Source organism: Ruegeria sp. AU67 (assembly GCF_900312795.1).
Lineage (GTDB): Bacteria > Pseudomonadota > Alphaproteobacteria > Rhodobacterales > Rhodobacteraceae > Ruegeria > Ruegeria atlantica.
Genome location: NZ_OMPH01000001.1, coordinates 20,877 through 35,303 on the forward strand (window position 1 = coordinate 20,877; position 14,427 = coordinate 35,303).

The 14,427-nt window shown below is 53.1% G+C and carries 15 protein-coding genes and 1 pseudogene; 7 read left to right on the plus strand and 9 right to left on the minus strand.

The window, feature by feature from the left end:
* Positions 1 to 76: 76 nt before the first annotated feature.
* The 3 genes from DK510_RS00105 to DK510_RS00115 form a co-directional block, all read right to left on the minus strand.
* Positions 77 to 490: a hypothetical protein gene (locus DK510_RS00105; protein ID WP_109310383.1), complete on the minus strand. Its 414-nt coding sequence runs from the start codon at positions 488 to 490 to the stop codon at positions 77 to 79.
* A 53-nt stretch (positions 491 to 543) separates the two neighbouring features.
* Positions 544 to 837, minus strand: coding sequence for a hypothetical protein (locus tag DK510_RS00110; protein ID WP_160116405.1), 294 nt, complete (start codon positions 835 to 837; stop codon positions 544 to 546).
* A gap of 166 nt (positions 838 to 1,003) precedes the next feature.
* The gene (locus tag DK510_RS00115) at positions 1,004 to 1,882 is read right to left on the minus strand and encodes a LysR substrate-binding domain-containing protein (protein WP_160116406.1); all 879 of its coding nucleotides are present in this window, start codon (positions 1,880 to 1,882) and stop codon (positions 1,004 to 1,006) included.
* Between the two features lie 103 nt (positions 1,883 to 1,985).
* Here DK510_RS00115 and DK510_RS22695 point away from each other — a divergent pair, with 103 nt between their 5' ends.
* From DK510_RS22695 to DK510_RS00135, 5 genes are all read left to right on the plus strand, one after another.
* Positions 1,986 to 2,210 (plus strand): hypothetical protein, encoded by a 225-nt coding sequence (locus tag DK510_RS22695; protein WP_160116407.1) that lies wholly within the window; start codon positions 1,986 to 1,988, stop codon positions 2,208 to 2,210.
* Between the two features lie 388 nt (positions 2,211 to 2,598).
* Positions 2,599 to 3,369 (plus strand): 1-acyl-sn-glycerol-3-phosphate acyltransferase, encoded by a 771-nt coding sequence (locus DK510_RS00120; RefSeq protein ID WP_160116408.1) that lies wholly within the window; start codon positions 2,599 to 2,601, stop codon positions 3,367 to 3,369.
* Between the two features lie 497 nt (positions 3,370 to 3,866).
* The gene (locus DK510_RS00125) at positions 3,867 to 4,862 is read left to right on the plus strand and encodes an HlyD family secretion protein (protein WP_109310387.1); all 996 of its coding nucleotides are present in this window, start codon (positions 3,867 to 3,869) and stop codon (positions 4,860 to 4,862) included.
* Positions 4,859 to 7,558: a ribosome-associated ATPase/putative transporter RbbA gene (rbbA, locus tag DK510_RS00130; protein ID WP_109310388.1), complete on the plus strand. Its 2,700-nt coding sequence runs from the start codon at positions 4,859 to 4,861 to the stop codon at positions 7,556 to 7,558. Before DK510_RS00125 ends, rbbA begins: the two co-directional genes overlap by 4 nt.
* A complete protein-coding gene (locus DK510_RS00135; protein WP_109310389.1) occupies positions 7,559 to 8,683 on the plus strand; it encodes an ABC transporter permease in 1,125 nt (374 codons plus the stop codon).
* A gap of 340 nt (positions 8,684 to 9,023) precedes the next feature.
* On the opposite strand, the gene DK510_RS00140 is transcribed toward DK510_RS00135, so the two are convergent.
* Complete coding sequence (locus DK510_RS00140; RefSeq protein ID WP_109310390.1) at positions 9,024 to 9,644, minus strand: cysteine hydrolase; 621 nt, start codon at positions 9,642 to 9,644, stop codon at positions 9,024 to 9,026.
* A 290-nt stretch (positions 9,645 to 9,934) separates the two neighbouring features.
* Between DK510_RS00140 and DK510_RS00145 the strand changes: the two genes are divergently transcribed.
* Positions 9,935 to 10,420, plus strand: a complete 486-nt coding sequence (locus DK510_RS00145) for a GNAT family N-acetyltransferase (RefSeq protein ID WP_109310391.1) — start codon at positions 9,935 to 9,937, stop codon at positions 10,418 to 10,420.
* A gap of 194 nt (positions 10,421 to 10,614) precedes the next feature.
* A pseudogene (locus tag DK510_RS00150) lies at positions 10,615 to 11,372 on the plus strand (IS5 family transposase).
* A 9-nt stretch (positions 11,373 to 11,381) separates the two neighbouring features.
* Here DK510_RS00150 and DK510_RS00155 read toward each other — a convergent pair.
* The 5 genes from DK510_RS00155 to DK510_RS00175 are packed head-to-tail and all read right to left on the minus strand — an operon-like array spanning position 11,382 to position 14,086.
* Positions 11,382 to 12,407, minus strand: coding sequence for a CopD family protein (locus DK510_RS00155; protein ID WP_109310392.1), 1,026 nt, complete (start codon positions 12,405 to 12,407; stop codon positions 11,382 to 11,384).
* Complete coding sequence (locus DK510_RS00160) at positions 12,404 to 12,748, minus strand: copper resistance CopC family protein (protein ID WP_234998827.1); 345 nt, start codon at positions 12,746 to 12,748, stop codon at positions 12,404 to 12,406. Before DK510_RS00160 ends, DK510_RS00155 begins: the two co-directional genes overlap by 4 nt.
* A 12-nt stretch (positions 12,749 to 12,760) precedes the next feature.
* The gene (locus DK510_RS00165) at positions 12,761 to 13,204 is read right to left on the minus strand and encodes a cytochrome c (protein ID WP_234998828.1); all 444 of its coding nucleotides are present in this window, start codon (positions 13,202 to 13,204) and stop codon (positions 12,761 to 12,763) included.
* Positions 13,205 to 13,224: 20 nt separating this feature from the next.
* On the minus strand, positions 13,225 to 13,692 hold the full coding sequence (locus tag DK510_RS00170; protein ID WP_109310394.1) for a DUF411 domain-containing protein: 468 nt from the start codon (positions 13,690 to 13,692) through the stop codon (positions 13,225 to 13,227).
* Between the two features lie 58 nt (positions 13,693 to 13,750).
* Positions 13,751 to 14,086, minus strand: coding sequence for a hypothetical protein (locus DK510_RS00175; RefSeq protein ID WP_109310395.1), 336 nt, complete (start codon positions 14,084 to 14,086; stop codon positions 13,751 to 13,753).
* Between the last annotated feature and the right edge of the window lie 341 nt (positions 14,087 to 14,427).

Sequence of the window (14,427 nt, forward strand, 5' to 3'; positions counted from 1 at the left end):
CAAGGAATCTCCGGGACGTGGAGAAAATCTGGGGCTCAGGTCAGTAATTATCTTTACTAGGCATCGTGCGCCATACTCATCGCGCACCTCCTTCCTCTGAGGCCTTCACTGCTTGGTAGCAGCCCCACAACCGCTCCACCTCTTCGCGAGGAACATCAGATATCCGCTTGTGTACCTTCAGTTGCTGTTTCATCGCTCGACGAGATGCATCATCTTGCATGATTTGTTCCGCACGATGTACGTCGACTTTGTGTAGATGCCCAACCTCTGCTTCAGCCAATAGACGCTCCAACAATCCTGAAGTCGCTGAAGAATCCGAGTAGATCCATCCGGCTTCACAGAACTCGATGAGATCGAGTGTTTGGTTTGCTACCTCTTCAGCGACCGGAGCCGTCGACAGGTCGATTGGAGACGCATCCAGAACCTGTTGTGGCCATGATCGCGCAGGATAAATGGGCGAACTCCAAATGTGTGGCTTGTCATCGATCACCCTCAAAACTGCGATCTCAATCGGGTAAAAGCTGTCTTGGACGGCGACGATCCTTAAGTCGCAGAATAGGTGGCTGACTGTTGGTTCCGGGAGGCCAAGGTCTTGATAGACGCTACCAGAACTGCGCCTACTATTTCACCAGAAGCTTCATCGAGAGCAACAGACGACAAACCCTTCTTTGCTGATTTTGATCCAAATAGTTCGGCGATCTTTTCGAGCTTTTCAAGCGAGAACTTAGTTGAAACGGCGGGAGGATCGCGCCTGCTAAAAACATCACCAAGCAGTTTAGACATTGCATCATTGTCTGTTTCTGACATTCGTCGAACTACGATCTCTGAACTAGTCATTCGGTATTTCTCCCAAAACAAATGGCGTAAATACTTGGCACAATGTTAGCTTTTGGCGTTTGGTGATTGTGTTTGAACAGGGACAAAGCAGTAACAGTCGACGGGATCGTCAATCTTTTGCGAATTGCGATAAATCAATAGCACGGGCTTTCAGCCTTTCGTTTCCTCAATTGCTTGCGCATCCATCGATCAGCCATTGGCAGACAGCGCGAACGGCTTTGCGGCGCCCGGCGCGATTGTTGACTGCCAGGTAATACCCGCCGAATGGGATTTCGATGTCCGCCAGTTCAACCAAAACGCCCGATTGAACTTCAGGTCCACATAGATTCTTGTCCATCAACACGGCCCCAAGACCGGCGACTGCCGACTGGATTGCCAACAACGCGCCAAGTGGATGGGGCAATTCGAGGTCAGGGACCTCATTAAGTCCGGCCTGCTTGAACCAGTCAGTCCACAGGCTGAACGTAGCTTCTTCAATCAAAGGGCCGCGAGCAAGCGCCTCGATATCCAACTTGCCATCTGAAATCGGCGCAAAGCCAGGTGCCGCATAAGCCCGAACTTCTGATTGAAACAGCAGATCGTATCCTTCGACCGATCCGGTTCGCAAATACCTCACCCCAATGTCGAAATTGTGGGCCTCAATATCCATTACCTCGGTGGTTACAGACAGTTTCAGTTCAATTTCGGGGTGACGGGCCTTAAGGCTTGCAAGCCGTGGGATTAGCCATTTCTGGGCAACGGTGGTTTCTGTCGTCAGCGTCACCGTGCCTTTGGGGGGGACCGAAAGCACTTCCGTTGCCAGAGCGATTCGGTCGAAGGCCGGCGTAATCTCGGTCAAGTATGTTCGACCTTGATCGGTCAGTGCTACACTGCTGTTCTGGGTGCGGAAGAGATGAATGTTCAGACGCGCCTCAAGCCCTCTTACATGCCGGGAAATCGCGGAATGGGAGACACCCAACTCTGCGGCGGCCTTAGTGAAACTGCCCAATCGACCCGCAGCTTCAAAGGCGCGCAAAGCGTTTAGTGGGGGCAAAAGTCTCGACACAACTATTTGCGACTTTTTAGAACAATTGGTGTCAAGTAACAACGTTTGAGTGCGAAAGTCGCAGCGATGCATGGTCGAGGAAAGACAATTCCTGGAGGCGACTATGAAACCCATTGATAAAAACGAATTTGAGAATTTTGCAGCTAACGTAGCACCAAAGCACTTTGGCCGATTTGATCTGATGGGATGGCTTCTGGGCTTTCTCAAGCCGTCGATACAAACATGTCGTGACCCGGTCCACCTGACGAATCGACTGCTAAGAGATGCAGGAATCGACGAGTTGGACATCGAGAGAAAGAAGCTAAGGAGTGCGCCTCTGATCCGCTGAACACTCACGGACTATGAACGCCTGCTCCATGTTCGCAGAACAAAAACTTCGTGGAACTGAATTGCGATTACGTGGAGTGCGACTGGATTGGCGGTATCTTAGCATGGCTTGCAAATGAAGCCCGCTGCGGGGCTCAATCCGGTCATCTGACGGTTTACCGATTTACTACGCCAAGGCCGGTCAGTTGGTACTCAAGTCACACTGAAGCATCAAGATACATTCCCCTACGTCGTCTTTTCTCATTGATCTGGCATTGACTTCGACAGATAGAGAGGTGTGCGGTGGCTGTCTTCCTTCTCAAGTGGCGCGTGTCAAAGCGCTACCGGAGGACCTCCGGTGGCCTTTATTCATGGCTTACGCACCTGCCACAGCCCTATCAGAGGACGTCATGCCCCTTTCACCTGACGGACAAGACCGCGCCACTCGCGCCATCGACCCTTTGCCGATACGCATTATCAAGCGCGCTGTACTGGTTCTTACCGGCCTGTTTTATTTCCTCTTCGTGGCCTTTGCCCCTCTTCTTTGCGTTCGGCGCAGAGGCTTTCGGGGTTGGTATTGGCGCATGGTGAAACGGTCATGCTCACGCCTGCTGTGGCTCCTCAGCATCCGCGTCGAGATGCGTCCTGAGGAAAAGAATGCCCTCGCCGCCGACACCAACAGCATCATCGTGGTCAACCACCGTAGCCATCTTGATGGCTTCAGTCTCATGCACGTGGTGCCCGACACCAAATGGTTCACCTTCGCGGCGAAGGCAGAGTTCTGGAACAGCAAACTCCTGCGCACTGGTTTTGATGGGGCGGGCCTCGTCCCTATCACCCGGGACTCCGGCTCAACGGCCATGAAAACGCTGATAAAGGCTGTCAAGGAAATGCCTGCCCGCTGTTCCATTGTGCTATTCCCAGAAGGCACCCGAGCCAAAACAGAATCGCTAGGGGATTTTAAAGCGGGTGCTGTCTTAGTTGCCCGAGAAACCGGTCGCACGATCACCCCTATTGTCATCCACGACAGCGATAGTCTACTTCCACGCGGCAAACATTTACCGCGCAGCGGGACGATCCGTGTGGAGGCATTGCCAACATTCGCGTGCGATCCTACCGCTAGTGTGGATGAGGATCTGGCGCGATTGCGCAGGCAGATGATGGCTGTGTTTGAGCGGTGAAGTCTGTTTGACAGAAATTTACAGAAACCGAGTTTGTTGAGTTTCCGCTACGCGTAGCGGCAGATAACAGATTTGCAGAGCAGTTGTACTTGTCGGGGGGATTTTCTCCAACGGGTATCGATATTCGAAGACCTAGTTAGTACCCGTATTTCAGTACGCTCTTGTGCATACGCAGAAGCGCCTGCAACCAACCACAAAGACAAACAAGCTCTCAGTGTATTGGTCATAGTGTTTCCTTTCGCTGTATTGCGCAGCAGGTTGGCGGCGACCGCAATTGCACGCTAGAACAACCCGTTTCAATACCAAACTGATAACAAAAACGCTTCAAGTCTACTTCTTGAGACCTATCGCGAAAGAGCCTGCAACACCCAAACCGGTGTTCATACAAACAATTGCTTGGAACTGAGGTGCCCGGATCGGTTTTGATCCAAAACAAGGCTTTGAGTCTTTTGAGACACTAAACTCTGCGCCAGAAACCCTGTTTCAGGTGAAACGCTATGACCAAAAACCTATCGGTTTTTCTTATTTTGGCTGGTTTAGTAATTGCTGGTGCGTTGCTGTATGTCGTTGTTGCCGAGGATGGCGATGAATTGCCGGTCGGATTTGTGCAAGGAAACGGGCGGGTTGAAGCGGAACAAGTCGAAATAGCACCAACTAATGCAGGTCGGGTTGCGAAGGTAACGGCAACAGAGGGCAGTATGGTTGCAGCCGGTCAAATCCTGGCCGAAATGGACATAGACGAGCTATCTGCGGCCCTGGACCGGGCTAGAGCCGAAGTAGCCTTGGCAAATCAGACAAGGGCCGAAGCAGAAGCGCTCGTTGTGCAACGCGAAAGCGAACAGCGCAGGGCCGAGCAAGAGCTTGATCGTGCCACGGCGTTGCTGGCAGGACAAAACATCTCCAAAACTATTTTTGAAGATCGCGATACCACTCATAAGGTTGCTACAGCAGTATTAGGCGCCGCTAAAGCCCGAGTTGCAACCGCGGAAAGCCGTATTGCTGCCGCTGAGGCGGAAGTGCGTAGGATTGAGGCACAGATTGAAGACAGCGCTCTAGTGGCACCTTTGCCCGGACGCGTGCTTTACCGGCTTGCAGAACCCGGAGAGGTGGTTGGCGCGGGCGAACCAATCCTGACTATTCTTGGCCTTGAGAATGTTTACATGGAAGTTTTTCTTCCGGCGCGTGAAGCCGGACTTTTGCCCATTGGAGCTGAGGCTCGCATCGTGCTCGACGCTTTGCCGGAATATGCAATACCAGCATATGTCAGCTTTGTTTCTCCGGAGGCACAATTCACCCCCAAACAGGTCGAGACCATGGATGAGCGAGAGCAACTGGTTTTTCGCGTTCGCGTCCGTATCCCAATAGACTTGGTTGAAAGTCGGATTGAGCACGTCAAAACTGGTCTGCGCGGTGTCGCGGTGATCCGGCTTAACCCATCCGTTGCTTGGCCTGAGGCGCTTGAACAACGCATCCCAGCAGAGCTGTTCGAATGAGAGTAGAGGACGGAACCTACGATATTCGAATTTCAGGTGTTACGCACCGCTATCGCAAGCATGTCGCATTGGATTCTGTTTCGTTAGAACTGCCAGGCGGCCAGCTTGTTGGCTTTATCGGGCCGGATGGGGTGGGAAAGTCTACACTGCTTGGTTTGATCACCGGCGCAAAGAAACTGCAATCCGGTAATATCGACGTTCTAGGCGGCCCGATTGGCGATTCTGGTCATCGGCACAGCATTTGCCCAGCCATCGCTTTCATGCCGCAAGGGTTGGGTCGAAACCTGTATCCGGAGCTGTCTGTACGCGAGAACCTCGAGTTCTTCTCAGGTCTCTTTGCTCAAGGGTATTCAGAGCGGGATGACCGTATCGCAGCGCTATTGGCTGCGACAGGGCTTGCGCAGTTTGAAGACCGTCTGATGGGCAAACTCTCGGGTGGGATGAAGCAAAAACTAGGCCTTTGCTGTGCATTAATCCATGACCCCAAACTTTTGGTTTTGGATGAGCCAACGACCGGGGTCGACCCGTTGTCGCGTCGGCAGTTCTGGGCTTTGATCGATGCAATCCGAGTAAAAAGCCCTGAACTGTCGGTATTGGTTTCAACGGCGTACATGGAAGAAGCCGACGGTTTTGACCGGATTGTCGCGATGGACGCGGGTCAAGTCATCTTTCATGGGAAGCCCGCCGAATTGAAAGGGAGTGATGTCGACCTCGAAATTGCATATCGGCGTCTGAGAGCACGGGAGTTGCCTGTCGAACCGGCGGGGAAAAACAAAACGTATGGGCAGATCGAAGCAAGCCCAGTGATAGTTGCGCGTGGACTGACACGACGCTTTGGTGATTTCACGGCCGTAGACAACGTCGACTTCACAATCAATCGCGGAGAGATATTCGGGTTTCTCGGATCAAACGGTTGCGGCAAGTCCACGACAATGAAGATGCTGACTGGCTTGTTACCTTCAAGCTCAGGTGAAGCACTGTTATTTAGCAATCCTGTCGATGCGTATGATCGCAAAATGAGGCGTGAAATAGGCTACATGAGCCAGGCCTTTTCCTTGTATGGCGAGTTGTCGGTCCATCAGAACCTACAATTGCATGCGCGGATATTTGCAATTGCCGACCGAGAACAACGTGTTTCGGAACTCTTTGAGCGCTTTGGGCTTGAGGAGCACCGGCATACGTTGGCGACGGCACTGCCTTTAGGGATCAAACAGCGACTGTCGCTAGCCGTAGCAGTGATCCACCGCCCGCGGGTGCTAATACTCGACGAACCAACATCCGGTGTGGATCCAGAGGCGCGCGATTCCTTCTGGGACTTGCTGATTGAGCTCTCTCGAAATGAGTCGGTTACAATCTTTGTGTCCACTCATTTCATGGGTGAGGCGGAACGCTGTGATCGCGTTTCGTTTATGCATGCTGGTAGAGTTCTAGCCGAAGGTACTCCGGCTGACCTGATCGCTGTTGAAGGGGCGAAAAACCTTGAAGACGCCTTCATTTCGATATTGGAAGCAGCAGAAAAACCAGTCTCTGTTGTCGCGCCAGAGGTGGATTTTAGGACCAAATCCCACGCCGGGGGAGGAGCGTTTTCTCGTGTATTGGCATATGCGCGGCGCGAAACCGTTGAAGTAGCTCGCGACCCGGTGCGTCTGGCTTTCGCGTTTCTGGGTTCTGCTATTCTAATGTTAGTTTTTTGCTTTGGAATTACGCTGGATATCGATGAGCTTGAATTCGCTGTACTTGACCTTTCTCAGGGGCCGGAGAGTCGTGCTTATTCGGCTGAATTCGCCGGATCGTCCTACTTTAAAGCTACATCGCCGCTGCAAAGCGCCAGCGAAGGGCGCGACCGTCTAGTGGCAGGTGAGGTCTCTCTGGTTGTTGAGTTACCACCTGACTTTGACCGAAAGATGAGTACGGGTGAGCCGACCCAGATACTTGCAACTGTAGACGGTGCTATCCCATTTAAGGGTGAGACGGTTGAAGGTTATGTTTCCGGATTGCACCAATCATTTCTCGCGGAACATGCCCTTAACAATGGCAAAAGCCAGATAGATATCGCCAGGATCGAACCACGGTTTCGCTACAATCAGAGCTTTGAAAGCATCGCCGCGATGGCTCCGGCAATGCCTGCTATCCTACTGATTATGTTGCCAGCTGTTTTGACTGCCGTAAGCGTAGCAAGGGAACGAGAGCTGGGGTCAGTTGTCAATTTCTACGTGACACCAACCACGCGGCTTGAGTTTCTAGTCGGCAAACAAATTCCGTACATTTTGATCGCCTACGCAAACTTTCTGCTTTTGGCCGGAATGACCGTTTTTCTTTTCGGGGTGCCGTTAAAAGGAAATCCTTTCCCTTTGGCTGTTGGTGCCCTTCTTTACGTTTGGGCAACGACATCCTACGGGCTGTTGATCGCTACGATGACATCCAGTCAGGTGGCCGCAACATTTGCAACTGCCATCGCCTCAGTTGTCCCAACAATCCAGTTCTCAGGTCTGTTGCAACCTGTTTCGACGCTTGAAGGAGGTGCACAAGTGGTGGGCTCTCTTTGGCCTTCCTCATACTTCCTACACCTAAACGTTGGTGTCTTCACTAAAGGTTTGGGGTGGGAGGCCCTTGCGCAGGACATTCTGGCCCTCGCCTGCTTCGGACCAGTTCTGACACTGATCGCAGCCCTATGTCTTCGGGCTCAGGAGAAGTGAATGCAGCGCTTCTACTGCATATTCTGGCTAGGTTTGAAGGAAGTGATGAGCCTGCGCCGTGATTGGGTGATGATGGCCTTGTTGGTTTGGTCTTTTACGCTGGCCCCGATCATGGAAGCAACGGGAGTGGCAAGTTCTGTAAACAACGCCTCGATAGCGTTTGCGGATGAAGACGACTCGCCACTTTCTCGAGCACTTGCCACAGCGTTTTTTCCACCAGAGTTCCAACCGGTCGTCCAAATCGAACCCGGAAAAGAACCTGCGTACATGGATGCCGGGCGCTTTATTTTCGTTGTGGCTGTGCCCCCCGGATTCGAAAAGGATCTGCGCGCAGGGCGCAGTCCGGAGATTCAAGTTCTTATTGACGCAACCGCAATGGAACAGGCCGGTATTGGCGCAAACTACATCGCCAGTATCTTGAGCGCTGAAATACATCGCTATGCAATTGGTATCGATCTAGTAGATGCTCCCTCAATCAGTGTCATTCTAAGAAGCGCCTTCAACCCAAATAGAGATACGGTACGTTTTGCTGGTATCGTTGCTTTGATTGGCCAGATCATGTGGCTCACAACTATTTTGACCGGAGCTGCGATGATCAGAGAACGAGAGCACGGGACTATTGAACATCTCCTTGCCATGCCGCTTGCTCCTTTTGACATTGCCATTGCCAAAATTTGGGCGAATGCAGCAGTGGTTTTGGTCGCGGCTGGTCTTTCACTAACCTTTGTGATGCAGGGTTCTCTGGGCATTAGTATCGCTGGATCCAAGATGCTGTTTTCGGTTGGCACGGCGTTGTTTCTTTTTACTGCGACGGCGCTTGGGGTGTTTCTGGCAACCATTGCACGCTCTATGGCGCAGTTCGCGCTTCTGGTCATGTTGATTGTGCTGCCAATGCTAATGTTGTCAGGTGGAGAGACCCCAATTGAAGGGCAGCCGGCGTGGTTGCAGGCAGGTACTTTGGTTCTGCCGTCACGCCATTACATGTCAGCAAGTCAGGCTATTGTTTTCAAAGGCGCTGGTATTGAGACTGTCTGGCCGGAATTCGTTTGGATGACGCTGTTAGGAATTGCTTTGTTACTAATGAGCCTACGGCTTTTTCGGCGTTCTCTTGCTCAGATCAGCTAGCGCTCCAATCTGTTGGCTGTGACAGATTGGAGCGCTAGCTGATCTGCCTCATAAGACAGTTTGGAAATTTGCTCGGCAGAGGTCAGGGCATCAGCGATTGTCTGAGCGTTAGATTCAATATCTCTTGTCATATTCGCATTATACGCGCCGACGGCTGGATTGCGATGCAAGCGAGGTTTTGAAGGGCCATCGTCGCAAACTCAAAGGCTTGCACTGAAAGTGTCGGTATCTTCTGTATCAAGTGGGCAAGTCCAAGGCGATCAAGCAACAAAAATCTCCACCCGTTTCTGCACCCTAAATAACTGTGCGCCCAAACTGCTACTAACAGTTCGATTGCAATTTAGAGCGACGTGATCGCATTGATCACTGCTTCTCGGCTCTGAACAGCGCCGGTTTGTAGATACTCCATTGCTTTGAGAGCAGCTTCATGGGCTTGGACAGATGACCCGCCAACGCAGTCCTCTACAACGCGGCAGAAGTAGTCTGATTGGTGGCCATCGACGAATGTGTAGTGCACACAAACATCCGTCAAACCGCCGCACAATAAAAGTGTGTCTACTTTTAAACCGCGCAGCAGGATTTCGAAATCGGTTCCAAAAAAGGCAGAATACCGTCGCTTCGGGACGATGTAGTCACCTTTGCGATATCCCATCTCATCTTTTGCAACTTCCGTTCTTGGATCACCTTCGAGACAGTGTATGTCTTCGTCACCATCCAGTTCCCTGCCGAAATCGACCTGATCGGGACGATGGACTTCCTGAACGAAGATGACGGGCACTTTGTTCTCATGCGCGGCGTCAACCAAGTCACGCGCAGCGATCATGCGCTGTTTGTAGCCCGGCATGTTGTCGATGGAGCGTACTTCGCTGTCATCAATAAACGTGCTCTTTTGAATGTCGATTACGATTAGGGCAGGTCTACCCTCGATCAGTTTCCTGGCTTGTTTGGTTTTAGTTGTCATGTTCGACCTCAAATTTGCCAGGTCGTCCTGAAAAAAACGCCCTTGCTTGGCCGGGTCGTCCCAGCGGGCAGATCAAACTTGACTAAATGTGCAACTGATTACGGTCAAGGGTGTGCTGCGTTGTTGTGGAATGAAAAGCATGTGTCCGCGCCTGGTGGGGCAACATTGACCGCAAAGCTGCCGCCAGGGGTAAGTGCAGTGAGTGTCTGCGCCGAGCGCAGATTGAGCAATGATGCGAGCAAAACCGACGGCGGCTATACAACTTGACCCATCGTTCATAGTGTAAATGCATGAACAGATTTCGAAATGCCCAACCCTTTGATGCAATTCGATGCTTTGAGATCGAGACTGATGCCTATGAAGGCGACGAAGCAGCTACCCTCGAAAAGATAGCAAAGAGAATCGAGGTCTATCCCGATGGTTTCCTCATTCTTGAAATCGAAGGTGAGATTGTTGGTTTTGTGAATTGCGGATGTGCGTACAACGTTGAAATGTCTGACGAGGAATTCAAAGAACTTGTAGGGCATGACCCCGACGCGCCAAATGTCGTTATTATGTCTGTCGTCGTGGATCCGGCGCATCAAGAAAAAGGCCTATCGCGGGCATTGATGACTGAATTCGTCGGCCGCATGAGAAAAATGGGCAAATCCGCGATCCACCTTATGTGTAAAGAGCATCACGTCCCGCTTTATCAGAGATTTGGGTACAACTATCTTCGTCCATCAACCTCTGATCATGGAGGAATGACTTGGCACGAAATGTTTATGCAACTTTGAACCGTTGTTGGGTTGAGCCACGGTGAGTGGACATTCAACCTAGCGGTAGGATTTCCGCTTCGTCCGTATAGCAGTCGCTCGCGATATTCAGGCAACGTCAGCGTTAAGCCCAAAGCAATCATAGTTCCTAGGGTCAGGATGCATTGATTTTCAACGCGCTGCGTGATTCACGGCTCGGAAAACGGAGCGGTGACATGAGCGACCTTGACTGGCTGACCAACGAGCAGATGGCCAAACTTACCCCTTTCTTCCCGAAGTCGCATGGCAAGCCACGGGTCGATGACAGACGGGTTCTGAGTGGGATTATCTTCATTAATCGCTATGGGTTGCGCTGGCGGGATGCGTCGCGGGAATATGGTCCGCACAAGACGCTTTACAGCCGATGGAAGCGTTGGAGCGAGAAAGGCATCTTCGCGCAGATGATGGTCGGCCTGGCTGCCGAGCACGGCGAGGAAAAGACCGTGATGATCGACGCTACCTATTTGAAGGCGCATCGCACTGCGACCAGCATGGCCGCGAAAAAGGGGGGCGTGGACGCCTGATCGGCAGAACCAAGGGCGGCATGAATACCAAACTGCATGCAATCTGCGACAGCCACGGGCGACCGCTCAGCCTGTTCGTCACCGCTGGGCAGGTCAGCGACTACATCGGTGCGCGGGCGTTACTGAGCAGCCTGCCCAAGGTCGACTGGCTGCTCGGGGACCGCGGCTATGATGCCGACTGGTTCTGAGAAGCGTTGCAAGACAAAGGGATACGCGCATGCATCCCCGGCCGAAAGAAACGAAAGACACCGGTTCGATACGACAAGCGCCGATACAAACGACGCAACCGCATCGAGATCATGTTCGGCAGGCTCAAGGACTGGCGGCGCGTGGCGACACGCTATGATCGCTGTCCCAAGGTTTTCCTCTCAGCCATCGCTCTGGCTGCGACCGTCATCTATTGGTTATGAATCCTGACCCTAAGCGGTCGTTCGCTGCACTCGGCGTGAACGACTGCTACGCGGACTTTTCTGCCATTGGCCCACTTTCACCGTAGGACCGGACACAGCCCTAAGCGGACATTCGTAACAAGGCTTTGCAGCTCCTGCTTCGGACCTTAGGCCGTCACAGAGATTGATGGGAGGTGTCGTCACACTGGTTAGGGTCGCCGTTGCAAGCAGGATCAGGACAACAGCCAACATCTCTATTGAAATCGACCGTCGGAGAACAATTGTCGCGCCACGCTTCTCAGCCCTGAGAGCCGGAACAAATCTCAGCTTGTTCAGCGCCGCTATACAAAGCAGGGCAGAAACGATCACGATCTTGATCAAAAGCACCAATCCATACGCCGTTCCGAACAAGGCGGCCAAGGAGCCCGAGAGCAGCCATGCGAGCGCTGCGCCTGCAACAATCAGGACGGCAACTCCATAAGCAGCGACACTGCCAAAGTGGTGCAGTAGATCAGCCCCATTGGGAGTGAGCGCCGCTTTGCGCAAAGGCAAGAGAGCACCGACCCAAAACGCGGCAGCCAGCAGATGAAGAACCAGCAAGACAGCGAGAACCGCTCTAGGCTCTCCAAGCGAGTGTCCTACCTGGGCAAAGGAAAACGCTACGGCAAGGCTGCCCACCAAAGCGATCCACTGCCCGACTCGGGAGAGCAAGATTGCCAATATCGCGAGTTCACCAACCCCTCGCCAAATCGCGGCGGTGCCAAGCGGACTGTCCCAGACAAAACCAAGCATCATTGGGTCCGTCGCGCCCTCAAAGCCCATCCCAGATATCCGCGCTGCTCTGATGCCAAAACGTAAAGCCAGAACGGCAAGACCTGCAATCGCAGCTCCGACCGCGAGGTGCCGCGCAAGGCGTAGAACAGACTCTTCAGCGCGCTTGGCAAAGAGGAGCGTGAACAGGACACCACCCATCGCCAGCAGCGCCGCGCCGTAGCCAAGTGCCTTCGCCAAAATGGCCAATACGACAACACCATCTATAGGGGCCAGTTCGGTCACTGAACGACTGTGAAAGAGAAGCTTCCTTGCATCGGATGACCGTCCAAAGCCATACCTCGCCAGTCGAAGCGGTAGCTTCCGGGTGCAAGTTCTTCCAAGGGCATAGCACGGAATTCCGTGGTGGGGTCCATACCTGTCTCGCGCTCAATTTTGACGTTGCCATCGGGTGAGGTCAGCGTGACCGAGATAATGCGCATCGGATCATCGAACCGCATAGAAAGCTCCGGCACGTCCGGGACAGTCGCGCCGTCAGCCGGCGTCGTTTCTTCGGACTTGGAATGCGCGGCCGCAAGCATTGGAGTCATTGCTACGACCAAGCCGATAAGAGTTTGTTTGATCATCTGAGTTTTCCTCTATTCGGATTGGGCATTCAGCTCGTCGTGGTACTCACGAAGGTTATTGGGCCAGGTTGACTTGATATAAGAAAGAATCGCTGTGATTTCGTCATCGCCGAGCACACCTTTATAGACCGGCATACCGGTTGGGGGCGCATTTTTCATCAGTCCGGCCAGGCCAAATTTGGTCAAGGTGAAGAGCGTTTCATCATCGTGGTGCCACGTATGCCCTGTGGCGTCATGCGGCGGTGCTGGTAGCAAGCCATCCTCGCCGCGTTTCCGCCAGTTTGTCTGTCCTTCAAGGTTCTCACCGTGGCAGGCAGCACATTTGTCCATGTAAATATCTTGGCCAATGGCGACAACTTCCGCGTCTTCAGGTGTCAAAAGACCGACCGCTTCAGAGGCTTGGGCCAAAACGAACGCTACGGAGAAACCGGCGAGCGCAAGCCCACCGGTGACCAAGAGTGTTGTGCGCCCTAGCATCAGGTGTCGAACGGCTGCGCGGTGCCCGCGCGGTAGTATACCGTACCGACCCCAGCCTCTCCCCCAAATGCAATGACGTCGTAACGGGCGGACGGATCGTCGCCCATACCAGGGGAGCCCATTGGCATGCCAGGAACAGTGAGCCCTGTGATGTCAGGCCGATCCTTCAATACGGCTTCCAGTGCTTCGAACGGCACATGGCCTTCAAAGACATAACCATCGGCTTCTACAGTGTGACAGGACGCGAGGTTCATCGGGATGCTCCGCGCTGACTTCTGTACCTCGGGGTCCGTCAGTTCCTCAACGGTGACGGCGTAGCCGCGTGTGCGAGCCAAGTCGGCCCATGCGAGACAACATCCGCAACCTGGTGAGCTGAGCACATGCATTGGGGTGCCTGCACGGACGGGAAGAGCGGTCGCGATGAAAGCAGTTGCAGACAGTTTGGTGAAGTGACGACGTGTGATCATGTCTGTCGGTCCTTTGATGTGAAATTTGAACGGAATGCGGGCGAGCGCCCGTTGCCATTCAGGCTTTCGGAGGACCGGTGGGAACACCCAGAGCGAGGCCCGAAAAATCGGCTCCAGCGTACGTCACACCACCCACTGAGATCATCAATGGAGCAATCGGCGAAATCCCCGCCGTGGCGACAAGATCACCAAAACAGGATGTTGAACCCATGCCGCTAGCGGTGTCGCAACAATCCGCAGCAGCTTCCTCGGCATTAGCCAACGGATCGTCGCCCGCCATTTGAGCATGATGACCAGAATGATCCGATCCATGGGTCAAGCCATGCTTCACCGACGCTGCGGATGCGCCAGAGAATGCAACAACAAGAAGTATCGACAGGACCAAGCGAAACATACCAAATACCTACTGGGGGTATGTTGTTTTGACAAGTTACGAGGATGGGGCGACGCAAACGATCCTAGTTGCACCCATTATGGATCCGCCACATCTCTGGATCATGCCCGGCTGGAACAGTGGAACATGGATCACCTGAATATCCCCGTAGGACTGAATACTGGCTGACCTGCGTATTAGTCAGCAACGGCAAGGTCAGCAGGTGGGCGTTTAACCCAAGGTGTTTCCGGTGATGAAGGTGTACGAACTTTCGACCAGATCGATGACGACATCCAACTCTACTGGTGTGGTCGGAGTATAGATCATGACAAAGCCACTCCATCCGGGACGTTGATTAGCCC

Excerpts from the sequence above, each read along its gene's own strand:
- DK510_RS00110 (WP_160116405.1), bottom strand. The coding sequence starts at position 837 with ATGACTAGTTCAGAGATCGTAGTTCGACGAATGTCAGAAACAGACAAT.
- DK510_RS22695 (WP_160116407.1), top strand. The coding sequence starts at position 1,986 with ATGAAACCCATTGATAAAAACGAATTTGAGAATTTTGCAGCTAACGTA.
- DK510_RS00120 (WP_160116408.1), top strand. The coding sequence starts at position 2,599 with ATGCCCCTTTCACCTGACGGACAAGACCGCGCCACTCGCGCCATCGAC.
- DK510_RS00125 (WP_109310387.1), top strand. The coding sequence starts at position 3,867 with ATGACCAAAAACCTATCGGTTTTTCTTATTTTGGCTGGTTTAGTAATT.
- rbbA (WP_109310388.1), top strand. The coding sequence starts at position 4,859 with ATGAGAGTAGAGGACGGAACCTACGATATTCGAATTTCAGGTGTTACG.
- DK510_RS00135 (WP_109310389.1), top strand. The coding sequence starts at position 7,559 with ATGCAGCGCTTCTACTGCATATTCTGGCTAGGTTTGAAGGAAGTGATG.
- DK510_RS00140 (WP_109310390.1), bottom strand. The coding sequence starts at position 9,644 with ATGACAACTAAAACCAAACAAGCCAGGAAACTGATCGAGGGTAGACCT.
- DK510_RS00145 (WP_109310391.1), top strand. The coding sequence starts at position 9,935 with ATGAACAGATTTCGAAATGCCCAACCCTTTGATGCAATTCGATGCTTT.
- DK510_RS00160 (WP_234998827.1), bottom strand. The coding sequence starts at position 12,748 with ATGATCAAACAAACTCTTATCGGCTTGGTCGTAGCAATGACTCCAATG.
- DK510_RS00170 (WP_109310394.1), bottom strand. The coding sequence starts at position 13,692 with ATGATCACACGTCGTCACTTCACCAAACTGTCTGCAACTGCTTTCATC.
- DK510_RS00175 (WP_109310395.1), bottom strand. The coding sequence starts at position 14,086 with ATGTTTCGCTTGGTCCTGTCGATACTTCTTGTTGTTGCATTCTCTGGC.